Source organism: Amycolatopsis sp. NPDC006125 (assembly GCF_040614195.1).
Lineage (GTDB): Bacteria > Actinomycetota > Actinomycetes > Mycobacteriales > Pseudonocardiaceae > Amycolatopsis_E > Amycolatopsis_E tucumanensis.
Genome location: NZ_JBEXTZ010000002.1, coordinates 69,753 through 91,680 on the forward strand (window position 1 = coordinate 69,753; position 21,928 = coordinate 91,680).

Sequence of the window (21,928 nt, forward strand, 5' to 3'; positions counted from 1 at the left end):
AGGAAGGTCCGTGTCGCACAGTTCACCCGACGCCCGGCTGGAGCAGTCCAGCTCGTTGTGCGAGGTCCTCCTCGCGACCGCTTCCGCGCGACCCGAGCAGCCGGCCCTCCGGTCACACGAGTCGAAGGTCGAGTGGACATACCGCCAGGTGCTGGCCCGCATCGGTGAAGTGGCGAGCCGTCTCCGGGAGCTAGGTGTCGGCCGCGGTGATGTCGTGGCCCTCATGTTGCGCAACCGGCCGGAGTTCCACGTCGTCGACGCCGCTGTCATGTTCCTGGGCGCCGTGCCGTTCAGCCTCTACCACACTTCGCCGGCCGAGCAGCTGAGACACGTCCTCGTCGATTCCGGAGCACGCCTCCTCGTGACGGAACGAACCTTCTCGGGCGTGGTGGAGGCAACCCGGCGACTGGGCACTCCGCTGGAGCAGGTGCTGGTGATCGACGGGCTCGCGCCGGAACTTGCCGCGGACACGACCGATTTCGACTTCTCGTCCGCAGGCGTGGGACCGGACGATCTCCTGACGTTGATCTACACGTCGGGAACCACGGGGCCGCCCAAGGGCGTCGAACTGACGCACCGGGGCATGCTCGAGGAGCTCCGTGGAGTGCATTCGTCCCTGCCACTGAGCGGCGGTGGCCGCCAGATCAGCTTTCTGCCGGCGGCCCACGTGGCCGACCGATGGGCTTCGCACTACTCGGCCTTCATGACCTACGGCAATACGGTGACATCGGTAGCCGATGCGTCCCAGCTGTTCGATGCGATCGCGGAGGTCCGTCCGACGATCTTCGGCGCAGTTCCCCGGATCTGGGAGAAGCTCAAGGTCCGCGCAGAGGAGGAATACGAAGGCGACCTCGTCTCCGACGTACTCGAGAACCCGGCGCTCGCCGCCCACGTCCGCGAACGCCTCGGACTGGACGCTGCCACTTGGGTCAACACCGGCGCTGCGCCCACACCGCCGAGTGTCGTGGAGTTCTTCGACGCCCTCGGTCTTCCGCTCTGCGAGGTGCTGGGGATGTCGGAGCTGTCCTGTCTGGTCACGATCAGCACGCCGGCCAGCCGGCGGCCGGGAAGCGTCGGCAAGCCGTTGAGCGGCGTCGAACTCGCGCTCGCCGACGACGGTGAGCTTCTCGTTCGAAGCGCTCAAGTCATGCGCCGCTACCGTGGCCTGCCCGAGAAGACGGCGGAAGCGATCGACGCGAACGGCTGGTTCCACACAGGTGACGTCGCCCGGATCGACGGCGACGGATTCGTGTGGATCGTCGACCGCAAGAAGGAGCTCATCATCAACGCGGCCGGCAAGAACATGTCTCCGGCCAACATCGAGATGGCAGTGCTCGCCGCTGGTCGTGCGATCAGCCAGGTGTGCGTCATCGGAGATCGGCGCCCCTACAACGTGTGCCTGGTCGTGCCGAATCGTGCGGCGTTCGGCCCCGGCGACACCGACGCGGCGGTGTCAGCTGCCGTCCAGGCACAGATCGACGCCGCGAACGCGGGTCTCGCTCGCGTCGAGCAGATCAAGAAGTTCGCCGTCCTGGACGCCGAGTGGCTGCCCGGCCACGAGCTCACACCCACGATGAAGCTGCGCCGCCGAGTGATCGATGACAGGTATTCGGGCGTGATCGAGGGCCTCTACCGCGACGGTGGGCTTGCGTGATGGTGGCCGGGCAGGCCGACCGGAACACGTCGGCCTGCGCGCCTGCTATCCGCGGGGAACCGTCTCCAGGACGAATCCCCGGGGCGGCCCGGACGGCGCGGCCTTCGCCTCCGCGCCGAACCGATCGGCGATGATCTCGGTCGTGCCGGCCTCGATCCCGTCGAGCGCGTCCGGACGATGTCCACCGGATCGTGCATCACCGCGTCGCTCGCGTACGTGCGCATGGTCTCGGTCGCGGTGGGGCCGAAGACCACGCCTCTGACGAGCGTGCCCTGACCGGCCGGCTCGAGCCGGACGCCGTTCGTCAGGCTCCACTCCGCGGACTCGGCGACGGCGTAGGCGTTGTTTCCGTCGTAGCTCAGCCACGACAGGTTCGACAGCACGTTGAGGATCGCGCCGCCGCCGTTGCTGCCCAGCACAGGCGCGAAGGCCCGGATCATCGCCAGGGTGCCGTAGAAGATCCCCGTCGACGAGGTTGACTCCGCAGGAGATTCCGGCGTTGTTGACCAGCAGGGTGACGTCCCCGGCCACGGCGGCGGCCGCCGCGACCGACGCGGGGTCGGTGACGTCCAGCGGCAGCACCTCGACGCCCGGAAGATCGACCATCTCCGGCCGTCGTGCCGTGGCGTGGACCTTGACCGCTCCCCGCTCCAGCAGTTCCCGGGCGAAATGCGTGCCGAGGTCCCGGTTGGCTCCGGTGACGAGTGCGCCTGCGACGCGGCGGGCGCAGCGCGTGCCCGCGAGTCCGGCGAGACGGTCACGATCGGGTCGGCGCCGGCGCGGACCCGATCGTGACCATTCACTACGACCACGACCCGGCGGTGCGCACCCAGGTGCTCCGGGCGCTTCCTCCGCTGGTCCACGTGCGCGCCGATGCCGGCGCGGCGTGTTTCGACGATGCGGTGCGCCTGCTCGGCCGCGAACTCGCCCACCCACAGCCGGCGACGGCCGCCGTGCTGAACAGCCTCGCCGACGTCATGCTGATCCAGGTGCTGCGGGCCTGGCTGGCGACCTGGCCCGCCGAGCAGCGCGGGACGTGGCTCGGCATGCTGGCCGATCCGGTCGTCGGGGAGGCGCTGGAACGTTATCCATCGTGAGCCGTCCCGGCCGTGGACCGCGACCACCCTGGCGTCGGCGATCTCGGTGTCCCGCGCGACGCTCGCTCGCAGGTTTCCGGCTGCGATCGGGCAGAGTCCCGGGGCTTACCTGACGCAGTGGCGGATGGACTTCGCCGCGGTCCGGCTGCGCGACACTATTCACCCGGGAGTGAGCGGCAGGTTCGGCTGGCCGACCGCATCCCGCTCAAGCGGTTCGGCCGAGCCCAGGGAGATCGCGGAGATGATGCTCTTCCTCGCCTCCGACGCCTCGTCCTACATCACCGGCGCCGACTTCCCGGGCGACGGCGGCCTCCCGCTGGCCGTTCGCCGACCACTGGTGCGCCGGCGGGTCGTGCCGCTCGGTCCGGGTGCCGGACTGTACAAAAAGGAGCGTGGGTGCGACGGTCTGGTGGCCCGCCAGGCGGGACCGCCCCGTCCGCCCCGTCGCCGCACTGAGCGCCAGTCCACGTCGGCCGAGCGGGTTCCGGCTCGTCGCCTGGAGACGCAGGTGGGTGGGCTGCGCGCCTTGCGACGTGGGGCACGGGCGAGCTGCGTTGCCCGCAGGCGGGTATACGAGGATTCTGCGTTGGCTGGTCATGCACGTGCTCGAACACGCGCGCAGTCGAGCTGTGGTTTCACGCTGCTGGGCCGCGCTGAGGCAGGACAGTAACGTCGACCGGGGCGGTGGGGGAGAAGCTCACCCGGTCTGGTCCTTGCCCGTGCTCGCGGCCAGCTCGGTGTCGACCCCGAGCGGGCCGAGCAGCGAGGCGCCGCCTGGTGAGTCGAGGGGCTCGGTCCTGCCGGGCAGTGGCTCGGCGAAGAACCGGGCATTGTCCTCGGCCCATTCGGGAGCGTCGGGCGGCGGTCCCTTCGTGATGGCGTCGACCGGGCAGGCCGGCAGGCAGTTCCCGCACTCGATGCATTCCAGGGGGTTGATGTAGCGCTTGCGGGCGCCCTCGTAGATGCAGTCCACGGGGCAGGCGTCGACGCACGACCCGTCCAGTTCGTCGACGCATGGCGCGCCGATCACGTATGGCATGGGTGGTCTTCCTTTCCACAGCGCGTCACGCGATTCGCGCCGCGTCCATCAGTTCGGTGGAGTGGCCGGGGAACACTGCCTCACCAGGGCGCAGTGCCGCTGCCAGGTTGTTGATCGCGGTCGCGGCTTCACCGAAGCCGACGGCCATGATGCGCACCTTGCCGGGGTGCGCGGTCACGTCGCCGATCGCGTAGACGCCGGGAACGGTGGTGGACATCCGCTCGTCGACCACGATCTGGCGGCCTGTCAGCTCGAAGCCCCACGAGGCGAGGGGACCGAGATCGGCGGTGTGGCCCAGGGCGGCGATCAGGGCGTCGGTGGGGAGCTGCTGCTCGTCGCCGTCCCGTCCGCGCACGGTGACCGCCTCGAGCCGGCCGTCGCCGTGTGTGGCGACCACGTCGGCATCGAGGATGATGCGGGCGTCGGTCTGCTGCAGCCGGCTGACCGACCGCGCGTGAGCGCGGAGGGTGCGGCGCCGGTGCACCACGGTCAGCGAGCGGGCGACCGGCGCCACCATCAACGACCAGTCCACGGCGCTGTCGCCGCCGCCGACGATCACGACGTCCCGGGCGTGGTAGTCGGTCAGGTCGCCGAGGGAGTAGCTGACCCCGCGACCGAGATGCGGCTCTGCCGCGTCGAGGCGACGGGGCCGGAAGCTGCCGATCCCGGCGGCGACGACAACCCCGTCGGCGTGGACTCTCCGCCCACTGCTGGTTGTGACGGTGAACCGGCGTTCCCCGCCGGCCGGGTTCCGATCCAAGGTGGTGGCCTGTTCGCCGAGCACCCAGGTGGGAGCCGCGACCTCGGCCTGGGTGACCAGCGCCTCCGTCAGTGCGGCGCCGGTCACCTCCGGCAGGCCGGCGACGTCGTACACCGGCTTCTGCGGGTACAGGGCCATCAACTGGCCACCCGGTTCGGGCAGCGAGTCGAGCAGCACCACGGACAGCTCCCGCAGGCCCGCGTAGTACGAGGCGAACAGGCCACTCGGGCCCGCACCGACGATCAGGACATCGGCGTCGAGATCGGCGGTGCTCATCGCCCCGGGGTCCCGAAAACGTCGGCGAGGAGCGACGTGGCCTGCTGCCACGCCTGCCGCGCCGCGGCCTCGTGGTACATCGCGGGGCGAGCGTCGCAGTGGAAGGCGTGCCCCGCGCCGGGGAACACCGCCATCCGCAGGTCCACCCCGGTGCGCCGGGCAGCGCTGGAGATCGCCTCGCGGTGGTCGACCGGGATGGTGGGGTCCTGGTCCCCGACGATCATGAGCACGGGTCCGGTGATGTTGTCGATGCGATCGAGCACCGCGTGCGGCCCGGTGACCACGCCGGGGCCGTAGAAGGCGACGGTGGCGCCGAGTCCCAGCGTGGTGGTCGCCGCGGTGAACGCCGCCCGGCCGCCGAAGCAGAAGCCGAGGACGGCGGTGCGCTGGACCGGGATGTTCTCCTTTTCGTCGAGGTGTTCCAGCACGGCGACGACGTCGGTGTCGATCTGGTCCGGCGTGATCGCGTCGATCAGCGCCATCGCCTTCTCGCGGTCGGCGTAGTCGACCGTGCCGCCACCGGTGCGGTGGAACAGTTCCGGTGCCAGTGCGAGGTAGCCTTCCGCGGCGACGCGGCGCGTGACGTCCTGGATGTGGTCGTTGACGCCGAACGCCTCCTGCAGGACCAGGACCGCGGCGGGCGGGGTGACGGGGTGCTCCGGGCGCACGCGGTAGACGCGCATCGGACCGTCGCTGGTGGACAGCTCCAGCCAGTCGCCCAGGGGTTCGGAGGTGGTCATGTCGGTGTTCTCCTTCTTCGGGCGCTCAGGCCCACATCAGGGCGCCGGCGGCTGATGCGCCGTCGCCGAGCGCCGCGTAGGTGGCTTCGGCGGCGGGGTGCAGCGGAACGGGCGTGCTCGCGATCGCCTTCGGGTCGAGCGGGTAGCTGACCGGGCTGCGGTCCGGGGGCAAGTGGCGGTACTGGACTTCCAGCGCCTCCCGGGTCGCCACCAGGCACCAGGCGATCATCGAGGCGATGTCGTCGGGAAGGTCCGCCCGGCACACGAGCAGGAAGTCGGAGAACTCCAGCGCCTCCAGGTCGTGATCCAGACCGGGCAGATAGCCGGCGGGCACGGTGGCGGTGGGCCAGTGCCAGTCGGCGAACGCCGCGACCACCGCGGGATCGACGTCGAGGTAGGTGACCGGCCTGTGCTCGGCCACCCGTTGCCAGGCGGGGGTCATGATCGCCTCGTGGATGAGGACGTTGGCTCCGCCGTCGCGGAACGCGGCGATCGCCGGGAACGGCCGTTCCGCGTAGAGCATCGACCCACCCGCCTGCTCGAGGCGTTCCGGTGTGATGCCGTGCGCGCCGAGCAACCGGTGCGCGGCGGCCCCGATCAGGTTGACCCCGTCGTCGGGGCTGGTCGCGATGCGCAGCGACGGCAGCAACTCCGCCAGCTCACCCGTGTGCGAGACGCCGAGCGCGGCGTCGACGCACGTCACCAGGCGATCGCGCTGGGGGAGCGTGCCCAGGGCGCGGAGCCGGTCGGCGCCGGGCACGGCGAGGGGACCGGCTCCGGCCGTGATACCTGCGGCCGCCGCGGTGGGGGTCAGGAGCGCCGCGTCGACGTCCTGCGCGAGCACGGCCCGGACGGCGTCGGTGCCGCCGCGCCCCGACCAGATCCCGAACCGGGATCCCGGCGCCGATCGGTCACCGATCTCCTGGCACAACCAGCCGCAGATGCGGTGCAGGTTCGCCTGGCCCCAGTCGCCCTGGAAGATCAGGGAGATCTCCCGGTCGATGAACGGCTCGGGCGGGGTGGCGTGCTCGGTCACGAGGTGGCCCCGGAGGTCATCGCGGCGAGCTGGGCCTCGTCCAGGGTGTAGTCGATCTCGTGGATGTCGTCGAACGGGAAACCGATCCGCTCGAACTCCTGCTCCACCGCGTCCCGGCTGTCGGCCTCGTAGATGGTGACGATGAATCCCGAGCGCAGGTTGACGAACAGGTTGCGGAAGCGGGCATGCACGCCCTGGGCGACCTCGGGCCCGTAGCCGGCGATCTCGTCGGCCGAGAGCCCGGGCGCCTGGTGGAGGGTGAGGAAGGTGGCCATGGTGTCAGCTCTCTTCGTCGAGTGGTCTGCGGATGAGGTTGGCCGCGGCGGTTCAGGCCGAGGCGAGTTCGTCGCGGAGTTGCCGGGCGACCTCCGGCCAGCCCGCGAAGGGAGCCATGTCGATCAGCGGGTGCCGGGTGCCGCAGGCCGAGCAGGTGCGCAGTGCTTCGTTGTCGTTGAACTCGGCACAAGCGTCGTAGTACGCCTGCTGGGAGATGGTGTCGGCGGTGTCCCACTCGACCCGGTGCACCTCGCCGTCGCAGCCAGGGCAGTACCACGCCACCCCCTCCAGACCGGGGTTGCGCGCTTTGTAGCGGATCTGCACGCCCTCCTCGGTGGGGAGGATCCGGTGCGGAGTGCCCGCGGGGATGTAGACGTGATCGCCGAGTTCCAGGGTGAACCACTTGACCGACGAGTCCTTGAGGTGCACGACGGCGGATCCGGACAGCTGCGCGATCACCGTGTCCTTGCCGCAGAGCAGCCAGAACGGTTGTGCGACCGTGTTGCGCGAGAGGTGGGCCTGCGGGTCCAAAGTGGCCGGCAGTACCGGGGTGTCGGCGTAGTCGCCGAGGTCCTGCGCGGCCTTGAGCCCGTTCAGCATCCGGCGCCTGGCCATCACCGCACCGCCTTCTTCTCGCCGAGCGCGCGGATCGCCGTGCGCAGCGCTTCCTTGGAGCGGTTGGCGGTGCGGGTCTGCTCGACCCACCGCGACCAGCCCCACTTGTGTTCGGGGAACGTGTCGTTGACGTGACCGCACTTCGAGCAGGTCCGCACGGCGTCGTCGTCCATCTGGGCCGCCGCCTCGACGCTGCCCCAGATCGTGCTGAACACCGGGTACTCGTCGTCGTGGCTCCCGCCCCACTGTTCGGGCTTGTGCCCCTCGACGCCCTGCGGCGTCGAGTCGTACTCGAAGCGCAGGAGCTGCTCGTGGCATTCCTGGCAGCGGAAGATGATCGCCTCGCGCTGCTTGTCCTCATCGGACTGGCGCTGGGTGATCGACATGACCGCGTAGGAGTCCGGGTCCTTCGGGTCGCGCAGGAACGAGTTCACGCCGTGCAGCGCCTGGTTGGCGAAGATCTGCCCGGTCTGCAGCATCGCTCCGCTGGCGCCGAAGACGACGGTGAGCTCCTCGACGGTGTTCCAGTGGAAGAAGTGGCCGAACTCGCCGTCGTCCGGGTCCCCGGTGAAGATCGCGCCGCACGGCACGATCGCGCCCGCGTCGTGGTACGGGAACAGGGCCTGCAGCTGGCAGGAGGCGCCTGCCATGCGTTCGAAGACGTTCGCTTTGAGCGGCTCGCGACGGCCGGTGGGCGGCGGAATCCGCGGGGGTGCCGCGGAGCCGGCCGCGGCTGAACTGGTGGTGGACATCGTCGTCTCCAGGATTGGTGTCTGCGGATCGCAGTGACCCGATTATTGTCTTGAGACTCACATGTCAACTAGCTGACAACTGGTCCGCGGTGGACGGCTGTGTGAGGATGTCGTGGTGGGTGATGAAGACTTGACGGCAGCCGGGGACGCGGTCACCCGGCTGGTGCTGACCACGTTCCGGGCCAACGGCGACTTCCTGGCCACCGGTGACCGGCTCACGGCGGAGCAGGAGCTGACCGCCGCGTTGTGGCAGGTGCTGGGCGCGATCTCGCTGGCCGACCGCCCGCTCACCGTCGCGCAGATCGCCCGGCGCATGGGACTGTCCCGGCAGAGCGTGCACGCCTCGGTCCGGCGCCTGGCCCGGCGGGGCCTGGTCGAGTTCGCGCCCAACGAGGATCATCGCCGTTCACCGCTCGTCCGGCGCACCGATGCGGGGGCGACCGCTTACGAGACAGTCGACCGCAAGCGGGTGGCCTGGGCGAACCGGCTCGGCGAGAGCATCCCCCTGGCGGACCTCGAGACGGCCGCGCGGGTTCTGGACGAGTTGTGCCGGCGCCTGGAGGACGGTCCTGAGCACGTTCAGGCCGCCGAGTCGCCTGACTCGGCGGCCTGAACGGCTCGATGGGCATCGTCGTCACCTCACGCCGGAGCACCGCGGTGTGTCGTCGGCCGGTCCGCGGTGGGATCCGCGGGCTCGGTGCCCGGGCGTCCGGCGACGACCTCCTGCAACGCTTCCAGCAGCTCGCTGGGAACACCGCACAGGTCGTCGCCGGTGCCGGGCGTCGTGGCGTCAGCCGGGAGCATGCTGGCCGGTCATCAGCTCGGCCAGGTCCTCCGGCTGGAGGAACGACGGCGGCGGCGGGGGACCCCAGTTGAACAGACCCTGCGCGCCTTCCCAGACCTCCGGCTTCCAGATCTCGTCCTCGGGAATGCAGTCCATGTCGGAGTAGTACTCGGAGAAGTTGCCTGCCGGGTCCTTGAGGTACCAGAAGAAGTTCGACCCCGCGTGGTGGCGGCCGAGCCCCCACACGTGCCGCTCGGGATGCCCTTCGAGCATGGCGCAGGCTCCCCGGCCGACGTCGTCGATGTCGTCGACCTGCCAGCTCGTGTGGTGCAGGAAGTTCACCGGCGCGGCCATCGCCAGGACGTTGTGGTGATCGACGGAGCAGCGCATGAACGCGCCCTTGTCGCTGATGTAGTCGCTGACCTTGAACCCGATGCCCTCGGTGAAGAAACCCATGGTCGCTTGCAGGTTCGTCGTGCCGAGCACCGCGTGGCCGAGCTTCTTGGGCTGAACCGGCGTCGTGCGCAGCACGCCGGGGGCGCGGGCTCCGGTGCGCTCCAGGCGGCCAGGGCCGTTGTAGCGGGTTGCCGGCACCGGCTCCTGAACGATGCGGGGCGCGACCTCGACACGGACCACAGCCCCGGTCACCGGTTCCGTGGCGCGCAGGACGTTGCTGTCGAAGTCCCGTGGCACCCCCAGGCGCTCGAGTCGCAGGGCGATCCGGGTGATGTCGTCGGTGTCGTCGACTCCGACGCCGAGCTCGACCAGGCGCCGGTACGGGGTGCGCACGAGGCGCAGCTGCTCGCCGCCGTCCCGGGTGGCGAACACCCCGTCGCCGCGGTGGTCGAGCCCGAACTCGGTGTAGTAGGCCGCGGTGGCGTCGACGTCGGGCACACCGATGGTGACGCTGGTCAGTCTGTGCAGGCCCATGGCTCATGCCTCCGGGGAGTCGGTGAAGGTTTGGTTGAGCTCGCCGATGCCCTCGATCCAGCTCCGCAACGTCTCGCCGGGCTTGATGAACCGCTGCGGCTGCCGGCCCTGGCCGACGCCGGCGGGGGTGCCGGTGAAGATCAGGTCCCCCGGGTACAAGACGATCGTCTCCGACAGCTTCGACAGCAGTTCCGCGACCGGGAAGATCAGGTCCCTGGTCCGGCCCTGCTGCACGACCTCGCCGTCGAGCGCGCAGCCCAGTTCGAGGTCGTCCTTGTCGGGCATCGAGTCCGGGGTGACCAGCCACGGGCCGACCGGAGCGAAGCCGGGAAAGGACTTGCCGAGGCTGAACTGCGGCGCCGGGCCGGCCAGCTGGGTGATCCGCTCGGACAGATCCTGCCCGACGGTGAGGCCCGCGACGTAGTCCCAGGCCTCGCTCGCGTCGATGCCCGCCGCTCGTGCGCCTATCACCACCACGAGCTCGACCTCCCAGTCCGTGTTACCACCCGGCGGCAGCACCACCCGGGTGTCCGGTCCGCTGAGGCTGCTGTCGAACTTGGTGAACACCGGCGGCAGCCGGTCCGGAACCGCGAACCCGGACTCGGCGGCGTGCTCGCGGTAGTTGAGCCCCACCGCGACGATCTGCCGGGGCGCCGGTGACGGGGATCCGAGCTGAGCGCGGCTGAAGGCGGTCGCGCCGGTCGTGTCGGCCGACTCGGCCCAGGAGCGGAACCCCTTCCAGTCCTCGTAGACCGCGGGCAGGCCGGGGCCGAACTTGCCGCCGCTGGCGGATTCGATGTCCACACCGCGGTCGTCGGCGGTGAGCAGGACAGCGCGTCCGTCCACATTGGCCAGCCTCATGTACGCTCCTCTGTCGATTCGATGGTGCGCCCGCCGTCTGCGAACTGGACGCCGTGCCTGTCGGCGACCATGACGGGGACGTGACGGGCGATGATGTCCTTGTGTTCCGGGTGGTTCAGGTAGTTCAGCAACGCGTTCTCGGAGTCGAAGATCGCGGCGACCGCGAAGTCCGCGTTTCCCTCGCGCCAGCCGAGGTCGGAACCACAGGCGTACGAGCGGAGGCCGGGGAGGGTCTCCGCGACTTCACGGAGCTCCTCGGCGAGGGCGAAGGCGTCCGCGCGGGTGACGCCGGGTCTGAAGGTGAAGGTGACCACGTGGTGGAACATCTCGCCCTCACACCAGTGGGGTGATGGACTCGTCGACGCCGAGCAGCGCCTTGCCGTACACCTCGTAGCTCACGGCCGGGCTCACGACGGCGTGCCGCGCGGCCGTCGCCGAGTCGCGCCAGATGCGCTGCAACGGGTTCACCTCGGCGAAGGATCCGGCGCCGTGGGCGGACAGCAGGATGTCGATGGCGCGCGTGATGCACTCGGCCACGTGCCCGGTGTCCGAGCGCACCCGGGCGCGGGTGAGGAAGTCCGGGTAGACACCGCGGGTGGCGGCCTCGTCGATGTCGTCGGCGGCCCGGTAGGCGTGCAGGTGAGCGGTGTCGATGAGCCGCGCCGCTTCGGCGATCTGCAGCTGGAACGCGGTCGAGTCCCGCTGTGCGGTGAAGAACGTGTAGGAGATCGGCTTCTTCGCCGCCTTGCTGGTCACGAGGTCGAGCGCGGCGCGGCCCATGCCCAGCTGCGGCCCGACCAGCACGAGCGCCAGGACCGGTACGAACGGGGACCGGTAGAGCGGTTCGCTGTCCTGGCGTTCGGTCGGGTAGTCGCCGGCGATCGCCTGAGGCACGCGCATCACCCGGTGTTCGGGCACGAACACGTCTTCGGCGACCAGGCAGTTGCTGCCGCTGGACCGCATGCCGGCGACGAACCACGTGTCCTCCAGGTCCATGTCCGCCCGCGGGATCAGGACCAGGGCCTGGTCCACGACCTCGCCCGACTCGTCGGCCAGCGGAACGCCCAGAACCGCCCAGGTCGCGTGCCATGAGCCGGAGTTGTAGTACCACTTCCCGGTCACCCGCCAGCCGCCGTCGACCTTGACCGTCTCGGCGGTGGGGGTGAGCACACCCGACACCTTCGCGTCCGGGTCGTCGCCGAACACGTCGTCCTGGGCCTGAACCGGGAACAGGCTCGTCAGCCAGGCGCAGACGTTGGTCAGCGTCAGCACCCACGAGGTGCCGCCATCGGCCTCGGCGACGGCGGCCGAAACGTCCAGCATGGTGCGCATCGAGGTCTCGTACCCGCCGTAGCGCTTGGGGGTGGCGAGCTTGAAGAGACCGGCGTCGGTCATGGCCTGGATGCTCTCCTCGACGACCCTGCGGTCGGCTTCCCCGGCGGCAGCGTTCTTGCTCAGCAACGGTTTGAGGTCGCGTGCGCGGGCCACGAGTTCCGAGGCGCTGGGAACGGTCACAACCGGCGAAGTGGTCTGGGCTGTCATGCGGTTCTCCTGGGTGTTACCGGTGGATGCTGTTCAGCTGGACAGTGCGGCGATGTGATCGGCGATGGGCCGCCGGGGCCGGCTGCTGAACCGGGAATGGGTGCCGAAGGTGCGGTGGCCGTACACGAGCGGAGCGACCTGGACGGACGAGGCGTGGGTGACGAGGCCGATCAGGAGGAGGTGATCCCCGGCTTCGACGGTCTGCGAAAGGTCACACGCCGCCCAGCCCGCGGCACCGTCGAGGCGGGGCAGGCCGCCGGAGCTGGACCACCCGACGCCGGCGAACCTGTCCAGGCCGCGGCGCGCGAACGCCGCGGCCGTGTCCTCCTGTGCGGAGCTGAGCACGTTGACGCCGAACCGCCGCGTCTCCAGGATCCGGGACAGCAGGGCCGATCGCCGGTCGAGGGCGATCGACAGCAGCGCCGGTCGCAGTGAGACCGAGGCCAGCGAGCTCACCGTCGCACCGTGCGGGCCGTCGTCGTCGGAAGTCGTGACCACGGTGACCGGGGCGCAGACCCCCGCCATGAGATCGCGGAAGTGCTGATCGAGCACGATTGCCTCCGTTGGCAAATCCACCATGCTGAATTCTGATGGCCAGTCTGGGAGGAGGGCTGTTCATCTGTCAACCGGTCTGGCAGAATTCGCCATGTTGGATTTGGCTGCAACGTGGTCGAAGGGGTTTGCCTGCGATGACCTCGGATATCCCTGCCCTGCGCAGGGAGGACTGGGAACCCCGCCGTTGGCGCAACCTGACCCGTCCGGAACGCGCCGCGGAGGAGATCGCCGCCCTGGTGGCCGGTCTGGAGCCGGGGGACCGCCTGGGCACCAAGGAGGAGATCCGGGCGCATTGCGGCGTGTCCGTCGGCACCTTCAACGAGGCACTGCGGCTCGTCCAGCAGCGCGGGCTCGTGCGGGTGAAGTCCGGGCCAGGCGGGGGACTGTTCGCCGACCAGCAGTCGCCTCTGGTCCGGCTCGGCAACTCGATGCTGGCTGTCGATCACGACGCCGCGTCGGTGGCCGACGCCATCCGTCTGCGCGACGCGCTCGACCCGCTGCTCGTCGAGGACGCCCTCAAGTACGCCTCGGCGCAAGACATCGCCGCGATGCGCGCCGAGCTCCGGAAGATGAAGACCGCGGCCGACGATTGCGACGGGACCGCCTTCATCCGCGCCAACTGGGCACTCCACGCTCGCATCGCCGAGGTCAGTCCCAGCCCGATCCTGCGCCCGCTCTACCTCAGCCTGCTCGAGATGGTCGAGTCGCACCTGCTCTCGGTGCTGCCCACCGGTGAGCAACCGCTGCCGGAGTTCATCCAGGAACGCTACGAACTGCACGTGGCGCTGGTCGACGCCATCGCCGCCGGCGACGTGAAAGCACTCGACGTCATCGCCGAACACAACACGACCACCCGCCTGTCGCACCGCGCCGGGCCGGCATCGCACTGACCTCCACGGATTTCCGGGGACGGCGTCACCGTGCCGTCCCCGTGCCCCACCCTGCCCACCGGAAAGGAGTCTGCGGCAATGGCGCTTGCGGACGAGACCACGAACCAGCGGGTTCACGAAGACATCGCTCGTGAACGACGAGCCGTGTTGTCGAGTTATCTCGGCAGCACGATCGAGTACTACGACTTCGCCCTCTACGCGACAGCCTCCTCCGTGGTGTTCGGACCGGTGTTCTTCGCCGGGCTGGACCCGCTCGTCGCGACGGTCGCTTCGTACGGCACCCTGGCGGCCGGGTTCGTCGCCCGCCCGCTCGGCGGCTTGGTGTTCGGGCACTTCGGGGATCTTCTCGGCCGCAAGAGGATGCTCGTCGTCTCGATGACCGCGATGGGAGTGGCCTCCACCCTCATCGGTGTGGTGCCCGCGATCCCCGTGTGGGGGCCGCTCCTGCTCGTGCTGCTGCGGGTGGTTCAGGGGGTCGCCATCGGCGGGGAGTGGGGCGGCGCGGCGCTGCTGTCGGCCGAGCACGCCCGCGGAGATCGCCGCGGTATGGCTGCCTCGTTCACCATGGCCGGTGCCCCCACGGGAACGGTGCTGGGAGCTGTCGCGCTCGCGCTCGCCGGGCTGCTGCCCAAGGACGACTTCCTCGCGTGGGGGTGGCGGATTCCGTTCCTGTGCTCGGCCTTGCTGCTCGCGGTCGGGCTGTTCGTGCGGGCGAAGGTCGCCGAAAGCCCGGCATTCGAGGCGGCGTCGCGGAGCCAGGCCCCAGGCCGCCGTTTTCCCTTGGTTGAAGTCCTGCGCCGGCCCCGTGCCGTCATCGTGGTCTGCCTGACGTGCCTCGCCGGGTTCGCGATCCAGGCCGTGTTCGCCACCTATGGCATCACCTATTCCGTGGCACACGGATTGTCGAGGTCGGAAGCGCTGCTCGCGTTCGCGATCTCCCAGGCGCTGGCCATCGCCGGGATCCTGGGTGCGGCTTGGCTGTCGGACCGTCACGGCCGGCGGCCGGTCATGCTCGCCGGGCTGGTGGCGATGATCGTCCTGGTCCACCCGGTGTTCGCGCTGCTCGCCTCCGGCCGCTTCTTCCTCGTCCTGGCCGGTCTCGTGCTGGCGCTGGCGCTGTGCCAGAGCGTGGCGTTCGGGCCGGTGGCCGCGTTCATCAGCGAACAGTTCCCGGCGCGCGTCCGGTACACCGGGGTGTCGCTCGGGTACCAGACCGCCAGCGTGCTCGGCGCCGGGACCACGCCGCTGATCGTGTCGTCGCTGGCCGTCGCCGGAGGCGGGTCGGTCGTGGGGATCATGTTCTTCCTGGCCGGCCTGTGCGTGGTGAGCGGCCTGGTGATCGTGCTGTTCGCCCGGGAGAGCAAGAACGCGGACATCAGGTCGTGACAGGCGGGTGCCCGGTCCGGCGAGACGATGCAGGGGATCACCGGCCGGAGCCTGCGCGCCGGTGATCCCCTGCCGGGCACGAGCGGTCCGCGCCCGGGGGCGACTCGGGCGCGGACCGCTCGGAAGCTGACGTGACGTGGTGCTCGAACCCGGTCAGGCGACGCAGACGCCGGGCACGGCGATGCGGGTGAACAGGTGCGGCGAGATCGTGCACGTGTCGGGGTAGCGCGCGATGAGGCTCTGGAACTCCTCCGAGGCGAACGCTTTCGCGATGGCCTGGGCGTTCTCCCAGAGGGCGATGTTCACGAAGCTGGTGCTGCCTTCGGTTCCCTTGTGCATCTGCGCCCCGAGGCAACCGTGGTCGAGCATGAACGCGGCGTCTTTCTGCCACAGCTCCAGAAAATCGGGTTCGAACTCGGGTGGGACGGAGAACCGGTTGATCAGGACGACCGGGTGGGAATCGGCGCTCGCGAGCTGTTGGCGGAACGTGGTGGACGGGTCCATTTCGACGATCTTCACAGGGTTGTTCCTCTCGGTGCGATCCTGTCGCCCGGTGCTGTCCGGACGAGGTAGTCGTAGCCGGCACTGAGCTGGCCGGGGTTCCAGATCTGCTCGTTCTTGAACGCGACCTCGGCCTCGTCCGACCAGGTCCGTGGACCGCCGGCCGCCATGGCCATGAGCTGGGTGCGGCACGCTCGTTCGAGCAGGACGGCGTACATCACCGCGGTGGGCGCGTCCGGGCCCGCCGTGACGGCGCCGTGGTGCGGCATCAGTGCGCCGTTGGCATCGCCCAGCGTGTCGGCCAGCGCGCGGCCGAGATCCCCGCTGGCGATGAGAGCGCCGGTCCGGGTGAACCGCGGCAGCTTCGCGAACGGAACCCCGTCGTGGGAGACCGCCCGCAGCGGTTCGTCGAGAGAGGCGAACGCCGCGAGTGCCGGGGCGTGCGTGTGGACGACGCAGCCGACGTCGGGGCGCAGCGCCATGATCTCGGTGTGGATCGGGTACTCGATGTGCCGTTTCCCCGCTCCGTCGAGGACCTCGCCGGTCGGGGCGACCAGGACTACCCGCTCGGCGTCAACCTCTTCGAAACCCCAGCCGGAGGCCTTCATCCATACCCCGCGGCCGGCGGGATCACGCACGGAGGCGTGTCCCCAAACCATGTCTGTCAGCCCGGCGACGGCGAGGGCCCGGCTGGCGGCTGCCACTTCGTCGCGCAGCCTCGCCGGATCAGCCGGTCCCTGATGATCTGCAGTGTGGGTCATGTCCTCGGTCTTCGTGTTCGGTCACCTGGTGAAGTTCCGGATGACCCGGTTCTGAGTGAACGGAGGTGTCACGATGCGGAACAGTCGCCCGTATTATGCGACGATCCCACGGTGTATTCAAGGGTTGTCATCCTCGCGATAGCCTGCTCTGCGTGGATCCTGAACCCGCTGCACGTCCTCCCGGTCTCATCGGGGCTGTCGACAACGTGCTTCGGCTTCTCCGGCTCTTCGAGGACCGTGAGCTGCTCCGGGTCAATCAGGTGAGCAGGGAGATGGGGCTGTCCCGCTCCACCGTGCACCGGATGCTGACCACCCTCGGTCATCACCGTTTCGTGGTGCAGGACGAGCACTCGCGCGGGTACCGGGCCGGGCCGGCGTTGGTGGACATCGGGCTGGCCGTGGTCCAGAACATGGACGTGCGCGCACGTGCTTACCAGGCGCTCGTGCGGCTTCGCGACGAAACGGGTGAGACCGTCCACCTGGCGACCCTGCGGGGCAGTGAGGTGCTGTACGTCGAGGGTGTCGAGAGCGCGCAGGTCGTGAAAACCGGCGCCAGGGTGGGCTGGACTTTTCCCGCGCACGCCACCGCGGCGGGCAAGGCGATGCTCGCCCAGCTCACGGAGGACGAGCTGACCGCGCGCTACGCCGGTGCGACGCTGAGTGCCCCCACCGAGCGGTCGATCACCTCGCTGGGTGCGCTCCGGGCAGAGCTGGACCAGGTGCGGCGTCGCGGTTACGCCGTCAACGACGGCGAGAACGAAAAGGACGTCTGCGGCGTCGCGGTGGCGGTCAAGGACCGGCAGGGGCGCACCCGTGCGGCGGTGGTGGTGACCGGGCCTCGGTCCAGGGCCGACCAGGGGTGGATCGACCGGGTGTCGCGCTCCACGTTGCGCGTGGCCGCCGACCTGACGGACGCCATCGTGTAGGTCGTCGCCGTCGTGTCTCGGCCGCATCGCCGCCGGGCGCGCCGAGGGCGGGCATCAGCGGACCGGAGTCACCTCGGCGGGCGGTTTCGGGCCGCGATCGGCCCCGAGCGTGGGCGAGCTGATCGCGCCGGCACTGGACACGCCGACCTCGAGCCGCCCGACGCGCGTGATCTCGACCGTGACGTGGTCGCCGTCGTGGACCTCGCCGACGCCGGCCGGGGTTCCGGTCGCGATGACGTCGCCGGGGTGGAGTTCCATGACCGAGGAGATGTAGGCGATCAGCCGCGGCACGTTCCAGATCAGATCCGTCAGGGCCGCGCGCTGCCGGAGCCGGCCGTTGACCCAGCAGCGCAGCTCCAGATCCTCGACAGGGCCCACCTCATCCGGGGTGACGAGGTACGGCCCCATCGGGGTGAAGGTGTCGAACGACTTGCGCGTGGAGCGGTCCTCACCACCGCGCATGGTCATGTCCAGCAGACAGGTGTACCCGGATATGTGGTCGGCGGCGCGGTCCTCCGGCACGTGTGAGGCGGTGCGGCCGATGACGACCGCGAGCTCGCCTTCCTGATCGAAGCGCCGGTCGTGGTAGGGCAGCCGTACCGTCCCGCTCGGCGGGGTGAGCGACGAGGGCGCCTTGAGGAACACGCCGAGCGAGCTGACGTGGACCGCCTGGCTCATCTCCTCCTTGTGGTCGAGGTAGTTCACGGGCGCGGCGACGATCTTGCTCGGGTCGGGTACCGGCGGCAGCAGGGTCACCGACTCCGGCTCGAGCACCGGAGCGTCCGTGGCGGCACCGAGGATCCCGGCGTGATCGGTCGTGGCCAGGAGCGTCCTCATCGGACTGAGCCCGTTCCGGCCGGGCACGAGTGTGCTCAAGTCGGCGATCCCGGCCTGGGTGAGCGCACCCACTCCGGGCGTACCTTCGCTGGTGACAAAGCTGAGTAGCTTCATGCTCGTCCTTCCGGGTCGGCGTAGAGCCAGTCGACGTCGGTGTAGTCATTGGGTGCTCGGAGCTGGAACATGCGGTTGCGCACGGCCCGGGTCAGGGGGTCCGCGGTGTGCCAGATCTCGCCCCACGGCCGGGCCGTGCGCTGGCAGCGGGTCGCGCGGGGCAGCCTGCGCCGCTCGTAGCCGGCGAACGCGGTGTCGACGTCGTGCCGGTCGAGCTGCCGGGCCAGCTCGACCGCGTCCTCGAGCGCCTGGCAAGCTCCCTGGCCGAGGTACTGGAGCATCGGGTGCGCGGCGTCGCCCATGAGCGCCAGCCGCTCGTGGACGAACCGATCGAGGGGCTCACGGTCGAACATCGGCCAATGCCGGTCACGGTTGACCAGGGAGACGGACCTCCGCACCGGGGCACATGCCTGCGCGAAGGCGGCGTCGAGCTCGCCGGGGCCGCCCCATTCCGAGCCGCCGGCGGACAGTCGCGGGCTGTGGAACACGGCGACCTGGTTGTACAGCTCGCCGCGCCGGACGGGGTACTGCACGAGGTGCATGCCCGGTCCGATCCAGATCACCACGTCGTCGGCGTCGACGTCGGCGACCTGCCCGATCGGGACAGTGCCCCGGCAGGCGGCGTACCCGCTGCACACGGGTTTGTCGTCCCGGATCATCCGGCGCAGCCGGGAGTGCAGGCCGTCGGCGGCGATGAGCGCGTCGCAGGTGTAGGTTGTGCCGTCGGCGCATCCGACGGTAGCGCCGCCGGCGTGGACCTCGGCGTGCACCACGGTTTTGTCGTTCTCCAGCGTCACCAGGCCGGTCCCGGTGCAGTGCTTGAGCAGGATGTCGAGCAGGTCGCTGCGGTGCATCACGAGGTAAGGGTGGCCGTAGCGCTCCACGTACGACGGGCCGGTGTCGAGGGCGGTGAGACGTTCCCCGGTGACCGCGTCCATCAGCACCCCGGCTCGCGGGAACACGGACACCTCGCGGACGTCGTCGAATATCCCCAGCCTGCTCATCGCCCGGGTCGCGTTGGCCCCCACCTGGAGCCCGGCGCCGATCTCGGCGAACTCGGGCGCCTGCTCGAGCACGTGCACCGGACGCCCGGTGCGAGCGATCGCCAGCGCCGTGGCCAGCCCGCCGATACCGCCGCCGACGACGAGGAGCGGAATTCTTCCGGTCACGGTCATGCCTCACTCGTCCGGAACAGGCCCAGTGCCTCGAGCACCGGTGCATCGCTCACGCTGAACACGTCCAGCCGGCTGGTGGCGAGGAGTTGCCAGCGTGACCACGACGGGACCGCGATGATGTCGCCTGGCGCGATGTCGAACACGCGCTCGCCGACACAGGCCCGGCCGGTGCCATGCAGCACGCACGCGACGCGCCCCCCGGTCTGCCGGAACGCCGTAGTGCTCGCGCCCGCCTCGATCCGCTGGATCTCGCAGCGCATCGTGGGCATCACATCGCCGCCGCGGACGGGGTCGGAGTACCGGAGCGTGGCCGAGGTCGCGCCGGACACGTCGAGCTGGGCGGTGAGCGCCCGGTCGGTGTCGGCCCACCGGTAGGCCAGCAACGGCGAGTGCGACGGCGGCGTCTCACGGCCTGCCGGGACGAGGCCGGGGCCGCCGCCGAACCAGCGTTCGGACGCCGACGCCGGGGCGGTCGCCGTGTCGGCCTCCTCGCTCGGGCCCTCCTCGAAGAACACCGCGTCGAGCGCGGCGACGACGGGCAGATCGAGCACGTCCATCCACATCATCGGCGCGTCACCCGGGTTGTGGTGCTCGTGGAACGTCCAGCTCGGAGTGAGCACCAGATCGCCCTTGCCCATCGGCAACGGGTCGCCGTCGACGAGGGTGAACACGCCTTCGCCTTCGGTGATGAACCGCAGCGCGGCCGGGCTGTGACGGTGTGCCGGCGCCGTCTCGTGTCCGCGCAGGTACTGCACCGCGGCCCACAGCGTGGACACCGCGTACGGCGCGCCGGCCAGCCCCGGATTGCAGCAGGCCAGCACCCGCCGGTCGCCGCCCCGGTCGACCGGTACGAGCTCGCCGGCGCGTTCGGCGAGCTTGCGCAGGTCGTCACCCTGCCAGCGGAACGGTGTCCCCGCCACCGCGGGTTCCCGGGTCAGCAGGCCCTTGAGCTCCCAGAGCGGCTGCAGTTCGTGCTCGGCCAGTTCGTGGTAAAGATCGTCGACATCCGCTTCCGTGGAGCGGAACCTCGTTGTCGTCATGGTGCCTCCCTGACCGCCGTGGCGGCCTTGACGGTCGTTGGTTTCGGTTCGGCGAGGGCCGCCATCGAGACCAGGCTCACCAGTCCCAGTGCGGCCATGAACAGGGAGACCGACAGTGAGGTGCCGGTACCGGCCACCAGGGCGGTCGCGACGATGGGTGCGAGCGCCCCGCCGAGCACCGAGCCCACCTGATAGGCGATGGACGAGCCGCTGTAGCGCACCTCCGCCGTGAACGAGTCCGCCACCAGCGCAGCCTGCGGCCCGGCCATCACGGCGATGCCGGTACAGCCGATCACGACGGCGAGCACCATGAGCGGTACCGAAGCCGTGTCGACGAGCAGGAAGAGCGGGACGGCCCACACCACGGTCAGCCCGGCGCCGGCCAGGAACACGCGCTTGCGGCCGTAGCGGTCCGACACGGCCGCCGACACCCCGATCGCCACCAGCCACACCACACTGCCCGCCAGCACGATGGACAACATCGTCCCCGAGCTCAGGTGCAACGTCGCCGTCCCGTAGGAGAGCAGGTAGATCAGCACCAGGTACCCGAGCGCGGGCGCGGCGATCGACGCGCCGCTGCACAGGAACAGAGCCTTCGGGTGCGTGCGCAGCACCGTCCGGAGTGGACTGCGCACCACCGCGTTCCGCGCACGGACACTCGTGAACTCCGGCGACTCGGCGAGCTTCAGGCGGATGGTCAGACCTGCCACGATCAACACCGCGGACAGCAGGAACGGCACCCGCCATCCCCAGGCGAGGAACGACTCCCGCGACATCGACGCGCTGACCGCCAGGAACACCCCGTTGGACAGGATCACCCCCGCGGGCAGACCCATCTGCGGAAATGCGCCGAACAGACCACGTCTGCCGGCGGGGGCGTGCTCGACCGACATCAGCACCGCCGCGCCCCATTCGCCGCCCACGCCGAAACCTTGCGCCAGGCGCAGGAGGACCAGGAGCGCGGGCGCCCACACGCCGATCGCGGCGTAGGTGGGCAGCAGGCCGATCGCGCACGTGGCGAACCCCATCAGCAGCAGCGACAGCACGAGCAGCCGCTTGCGGCCGACCCGGTCGCCGAAGTGGCCCATGACGATCCCGCCGAGCGGGCGGGCCAGGAACCCGACCGCGAACGTGCCGTACGCCGCCAAGGTCGCCGCCAGGGTGGAGGTCCTGGGGAAGAACTGCGGGCCGAACACGAGTGCCGCCGCGTTGCCGTAGATGAAGAAGTCGTACCACTCGATGGTCGTGCCGATGAGGCTGGAGACAGCGGCACGCCTGCTCGACCCCGACGTCCTTGTCATGAGTACCCCTTCCGGCACATGTGCTCCGTGTACGTACTAAATAGGGAGAGTACGGAGCATCGGAGGTCCCGTCAACGGGC

Annotated in this window: 27 protein-coding genes and 1 pseudogene; 7 read left to right on the forward strand and 21 right to left on the reverse strand. The window is 70.0% G+C overall.

What is annotated here, in order from left to right; genetic code table 11:
* Positions 1–10 precede the first annotated feature (10 nt).
* The gene (locus ABZ193_RS01615; RefSeq protein WP_020415825.1) at positions 11–1,654 is read left to right on the forward strand and encodes an AMP-dependent synthetase/ligase; all 1,644 of its coding nucleotides are present in this window, start codon (positions 11–13) and stop codon (positions 1,652–1,654) included.
* On the opposite strand, the gene ABZ193_RS01620 is transcribed toward ABZ193_RS01615, so the two are convergent.
* Together ABZ193_RS01620 and ABZ193_RS01625 are read right to left on the reverse strand one after the other, a co-directional pair.
* Positions 1,630–2,094 carry a hypothetical protein gene (locus ABZ193_RS01620; protein ID WP_027935527.1) on the reverse strand — a complete coding sequence of 155 codons (465 nt, stop codon included), beginning with the start codon at positions 2,092–2,094 and terminating at the stop codon, positions 1,630–1,632. The two genes, ABZ193_RS01615 and ABZ193_RS01620, sit on opposite strands and share 25 nt — an antisense overlap.
* A gap of 49 nt (positions 2,095–2,143) precedes the next feature.
* Positions 2,144–2,350: pseudogene (locus ABZ193_RS01625) on the reverse strand (NAD(P)H-binding protein); the annotation flags it as partial.
* 95 nt (positions 2,351–2,445) lie between these two features.
* Here ABZ193_RS01625 and ABZ193_RS01630 point away from each other — a divergent pair.
* The gene (locus ABZ193_RS01630; protein ID WP_020415822.1) at positions 2,446–2,751 is read left to right on the forward strand and encodes a cupin domain-containing protein; all 306 of its coding nucleotides are present in this window, start codon (positions 2,446–2,448) and stop codon (positions 2,749–2,751) included.
* Between the two features lie 124 nt (positions 2,752–2,875).
* Positions 2,876–3,421: an SDR family oxidoreductase gene (locus ABZ193_RS01635; protein WP_157358341.1), complete on the forward strand. Its 546-nt coding sequence runs from the start codon at positions 2,876–2,878 to the stop codon at positions 3,419–3,421.
* Positions 3,422–3,448: 27 nt separating this feature from the next.
* Here the strand turns inward: ABZ193_RS01635 and ABZ193_RS01640 are convergent, their stop codons facing one another.
* From ABZ193_RS01640 to ABZ193_RS01670, 7 genes are read right to left on the reverse strand one after another with little or no spacing between them, the layout of a single operon-like run.
* The gene (locus tag ABZ193_RS01640; RefSeq protein ID WP_020415821.1) at positions 3,449–3,790 is read right to left on the reverse strand and encodes a 4Fe-4S binding protein; all 342 of its coding nucleotides are present in this window, start codon (positions 3,788–3,790) and stop codon (positions 3,449–3,451) included.
* 25 nt (positions 3,791–3,815) lie between these two features.
* Positions 3,816–4,826: an NAD(P)/FAD-dependent oxidoreductase gene (locus tag ABZ193_RS01645; RefSeq protein WP_020415820.1), complete on the reverse strand. Its 1,011-nt coding sequence runs from the start codon at positions 4,824–4,826 to the stop codon at positions 3,816–3,818.
* The gene (locus tag ABZ193_RS01650; protein WP_020415819.1) at positions 4,823–5,566 is read right to left on the reverse strand and encodes a dienelactone hydrolase family protein; all 744 of its coding nucleotides are present in this window, start codon (positions 5,564–5,566) and stop codon (positions 4,823–4,825) included. Before ABZ193_RS01650 ends, ABZ193_RS01645 begins: the two co-directional genes overlap by 4 nt.
* 25 nt (positions 5,567–5,591) lie before the next feature.
* Entirely contained in the window at positions 5,592–6,602 is a 1,011-nt protein-coding gene (locus ABZ193_RS01655; protein WP_020415818.1) for a TAXI family TRAP transporter solute-binding subunit, read from the reverse strand.
* A complete protein-coding gene (locus ABZ193_RS01660) occupies positions 6,599–6,877 on the reverse strand; it encodes a hypothetical protein (RefSeq protein WP_020415817.1) in 279 nt (92 codons plus the stop codon). Before ABZ193_RS01660 ends, ABZ193_RS01655 begins: the two co-directional genes overlap by 4 nt.
* A gap of 52 nt (positions 6,878–6,929) precedes the next feature.
* On the reverse strand, positions 6,930–7,493 hold the full coding sequence (locus ABZ193_RS01665) for a hypothetical protein (protein WP_027935526.1): 564 nt from the start codon (positions 7,491–7,493) through the stop codon (positions 6,930–6,932).
* Complete coding sequence (locus ABZ193_RS01670; protein ID WP_020415815.1) at positions 7,493–8,245, reverse strand: hypothetical protein; 753 nt, start codon at positions 8,243–8,245, stop codon at positions 7,493–7,495. The genes ABZ193_RS01665 and ABZ193_RS01670 overlap by 1 nt, the downstream gene beginning before the upstream one ends.
* Before the next feature lie 115 nt (positions 8,246–8,360).
* On the opposite strand from ABZ193_RS01670, the gene ABZ193_RS01675 reads away from it, so the two are divergent.
* Entirely contained in the window at positions 8,361–8,858 is a 498-nt protein-coding gene (locus tag ABZ193_RS01675) for a helix-turn-helix domain-containing protein (protein ID WP_020415814.1), read from the forward strand.
* 26 nt (positions 8,859–8,884) lie between these two features.
* On the opposite strand, the gene ABZ193_RS01680 is transcribed toward ABZ193_RS01675, so the two are convergent.
* From ABZ193_RS01680 to ABZ193_RS01705, 6 genes are read right to left on the reverse strand one after another with little or no spacing between them, the layout of a single operon-like run.
* Positions 8,885–9,049, reverse strand: coding sequence for a hypothetical protein (locus ABZ193_RS01680; protein WP_020415813.1), 165 nt, complete (start codon positions 9,047–9,049; stop codon positions 8,885–8,887).
* Positions 9,036–9,959 (reverse strand): VOC family protein, encoded by a 924-nt coding sequence (locus ABZ193_RS01685; protein WP_020415812.1) that lies wholly within the window; start codon positions 9,957–9,959, stop codon positions 9,036–9,038. The genes ABZ193_RS01680 and ABZ193_RS01685 overlap by 14 nt, the downstream gene beginning before the upstream one ends.
* 3 nt (positions 9,960–9,962) lie before the next feature.
* Positions 9,963–10,820, reverse strand: coding sequence for a fumarylacetoacetate hydrolase family protein (locus ABZ193_RS01690; protein ID WP_354708454.1), 858 nt, complete (start codon positions 10,818–10,820; stop codon positions 9,963–9,965).
* Entirely contained in the window at positions 10,817–11,146 is a 330-nt protein-coding gene (locus ABZ193_RS01695) for a Dabb family protein (RefSeq protein WP_354708455.1), read from the reverse strand. The genes ABZ193_RS01690 and ABZ193_RS01695 overlap by 4 nt, the downstream gene beginning before the upstream one ends.
* 7 nt (positions 11,147–11,153) lie before the next feature.
* A complete protein-coding gene (locus tag ABZ193_RS01700) occupies positions 11,154–12,362 on the reverse strand; it encodes an acyl-CoA dehydrogenase family protein (protein ID WP_354708456.1) in 1,209 nt (402 codons plus the stop codon).
* A gap of 33 nt (positions 12,363–12,395) precedes the next feature.
* Positions 12,396–12,914, reverse strand: a complete 519-nt coding sequence (locus ABZ193_RS01705) for a flavin reductase family protein (protein WP_354708457.1) — start codon at positions 12,912–12,914, stop codon at positions 12,396–12,398.
* Positions 12,915–12,952: 38 nt separating this feature from the next.
* Between ABZ193_RS01705 and ABZ193_RS01710 the strand changes: the two genes are divergently transcribed.
* Both ABZ193_RS01710 and ABZ193_RS01715 read left to right on the forward strand, forming a co-directional pair.
* On the forward strand, positions 12,953–13,807 hold the full coding sequence (locus tag ABZ193_RS01710) for an FCD domain-containing protein (protein ID WP_354708458.1): 855 nt from the start codon (positions 12,953–12,955) through the stop codon (positions 13,805–13,807).
* 144 nt (positions 13,808–13,951) lie between these two features.
* Complete coding sequence (locus ABZ193_RS01715; protein WP_354708459.1) at positions 13,952–15,193, forward strand: MFS transporter; 1,242 nt, start codon at positions 13,952–13,954, stop codon at positions 15,191–15,193.
* Positions 15,194–15,346: 153 nt separating this feature from the next.
* On the opposite strand, the gene ABZ193_RS01720 is transcribed toward ABZ193_RS01715, so the two are convergent.
* Complete coding sequence (locus ABZ193_RS01720) at positions 15,347–15,712, reverse strand: antibiotic biosynthesis monooxygenase family protein (protein WP_020415805.1); 366 nt, start codon at positions 15,710–15,712, stop codon at positions 15,347–15,349.
* A complete protein-coding gene (locus tag ABZ193_RS01725; RefSeq protein WP_354708460.1) occupies positions 15,709–16,455 on the reverse strand; it encodes a class II aldolase/adducin family protein in 747 nt (248 codons plus the stop codon). The genes ABZ193_RS01720 and ABZ193_RS01725 overlap by 4 nt, the downstream gene beginning before the upstream one ends.
* Positions 16,456–16,550: 95 nt before the next feature.
* On the opposite strand from ABZ193_RS01725, the gene ABZ193_RS01730 reads away from it, so the two are divergent.
* Complete coding sequence (locus ABZ193_RS01730) at positions 16,551–17,381, forward strand: IclR family transcriptional regulator (protein ID WP_354708461.1); 831 nt, start codon at positions 16,551–16,553, stop codon at positions 17,379–17,381.
* A 54-nt stretch (positions 17,382–17,435) separates the two neighbouring features.
* Here the strand turns inward: ABZ193_RS01730 and ABZ193_RS01735 are convergent, their stop codons facing one another.
* From ABZ193_RS01735 to ABZ193_RS01750, 4 genes are all read right to left on the reverse strand, one after another.
* Positions 17,436–18,218: a fumarylacetoacetate hydrolase family protein gene (locus ABZ193_RS01735; RefSeq protein ID WP_354708462.1), complete on the reverse strand. Its 783-nt coding sequence runs from the start codon at positions 18,216–18,218 to the stop codon at positions 17,436–17,438.
* 110 nt (positions 18,219–18,328) lie between these two features.
* Positions 18,329–19,507: an FAD-dependent monooxygenase gene (locus ABZ193_RS01740; protein WP_354708463.1), complete on the reverse strand. Its 1,179-nt coding sequence runs from the start codon at positions 19,505–19,507 to the stop codon at positions 18,329–18,331.
* Positions 19,504–20,547, reverse strand: a complete 1,044-nt coding sequence (locus tag ABZ193_RS01745) for a cupin domain-containing protein (RefSeq protein WP_354708464.1) — start codon at positions 20,545–20,547, stop codon at positions 19,504–19,506. Before ABZ193_RS01745 ends, ABZ193_RS01740 begins: the two co-directional genes overlap by 4 nt.
* Positions 20,544–21,848 (reverse strand): MFS transporter, encoded by a 1,305-nt coding sequence (locus ABZ193_RS01750; protein WP_354708465.1) that lies wholly within the window; start codon positions 21,846–21,848, stop codon positions 20,544–20,546. The genes ABZ193_RS01745 and ABZ193_RS01750 overlap by 4 nt, the downstream gene beginning before the upstream one ends.
* Positions 21,849–21,928 lie beyond the last annotated feature (80 nt).

Excerpts from the sequence above, each read along its gene's own strand:
- ABZ193_RS01620 (WP_027935527.1), bottom strand. The coding sequence starts at position 2,094 with ATGATCCGGGCCTTCGCGCCTGTGCTGGGCAGCAACGGCGGCGGCGCG.
- ABZ193_RS01635 (WP_157358341.1), top strand. The coding sequence starts at position 2,876 with ATGGACTTCGCCGCGGTCCGGCTGCGCGACACTATTCACCCGGGAGTG.
- ABZ193_RS01640 (WP_020415821.1), bottom strand. The coding sequence starts at position 3,790 with ATGCCATACGTGATCGGCGCGCCATGCGTCGACGAACTGGACGGGTCG.
- ABZ193_RS01645 (WP_020415820.1), bottom strand. The coding sequence starts at position 4,826 with ATGAGCACCGCCGATCTCGACGCCGATGTCCTGATCGTCGGTGCGGGC.
- ABZ193_RS01650 (WP_020415819.1), bottom strand. The coding sequence starts at position 5,566 with ATGACCACCTCCGAACCCCTGGGCGACTGGCTGGAGCTGTCCACCAGC.
- ABZ193_RS01660 (WP_020415817.1), bottom strand. The coding sequence starts at position 6,877 with ATGGCCACCTTCCTCACCCTCCACCAGGCGCCCGGGCTCTCGGCCGAC.
- ABZ193_RS01665 (WP_027935526.1), bottom strand. The coding sequence starts at position 7,493 with ATGGCCAGGCGCCGGATGCTGAACGGGCTCAAGGCCGCGCAGGACCTC.
- ABZ193_RS01670 (WP_020415815.1), bottom strand. The coding sequence starts at position 8,245 with ATGTCCACCACCAGTTCAGCCGCGGCCGGCTCCGCGGCACCCCCGCGG.
- ABZ193_RS01680 (WP_020415813.1), bottom strand. The coding sequence starts at position 9,049 with ATGCTCCCGGCTGACGCCACGACGCCCGGCACCGGCGACGACCTGTGC.
- ABZ193_RS01685 (WP_020415812.1), bottom strand. The coding sequence starts at position 9,959 with ATGGGCCTGCACAGACTGACCAGCGTCACCATCGGTGTGCCCGACGTC.
- ABZ193_RS01690 (WP_354708454.1), bottom strand. The coding sequence starts at position 10,820 with ATGAGGCTGGCCAATGTGGACGGACGCGCTGTCCTGCTCACCGCCGAC.
- ABZ193_RS01695 (WP_354708455.1), bottom strand. The coding sequence starts at position 11,146 with ATGTTCCACCACGTGGTCACCTTCACCTTCAGACCCGGCGTCACCCGC.
- ABZ193_RS01700 (WP_354708456.1), bottom strand. The coding sequence starts at position 12,362 with ATGACAGCCCAGACCACTTCGCCGGTTGTGACCGTTCCCAGCGCCTCG.
- ABZ193_RS01710 (WP_354708458.1), top strand. The coding sequence starts at position 12,953 with ATGGCCAGTCTGGGAGGAGGGCTGTTCATCTGTCAACCGGTCTGGCAG.
- ABZ193_RS01725 (WP_354708460.1), bottom strand. The coding sequence starts at position 16,455 with ATGACCCACACTGCAGATCATCAGGGACCGGCTGATCCGGCGAGGCTG.
- ABZ193_RS01730 (WP_354708461.1), top strand. The coding sequence starts at position 16,551 with ATGCGACGATCCCACGGTGTATTCAAGGGTTGTCATCCTCGCGATAGC.
- ABZ193_RS01735 (WP_354708462.1), bottom strand. The coding sequence starts at position 18,218 with ATGAGGACGCTCCTGGCCACGACCGATCACGCCGGGATCCTCGGTGCC.
- ABZ193_RS01740 (WP_354708463.1), bottom strand. The coding sequence starts at position 19,507 with ATGACCGTGACCGGAAGAATTCCGCTCCTCGTCGTCGGCGGCGGTATC.
- ABZ193_RS01745 (WP_354708464.1), bottom strand. The coding sequence starts at position 20,547 with ATGACGACAACGAGGTTCCGCTCCACGGAAGCGGATGTCGACGATCTT.
- ABZ193_RS01750 (WP_354708465.1), bottom strand. The coding sequence starts at position 21,848 with ATGACAAGGACGTCGGGGTCGAGCAGGCGTGCCGCTGTCTCCAGCCTC.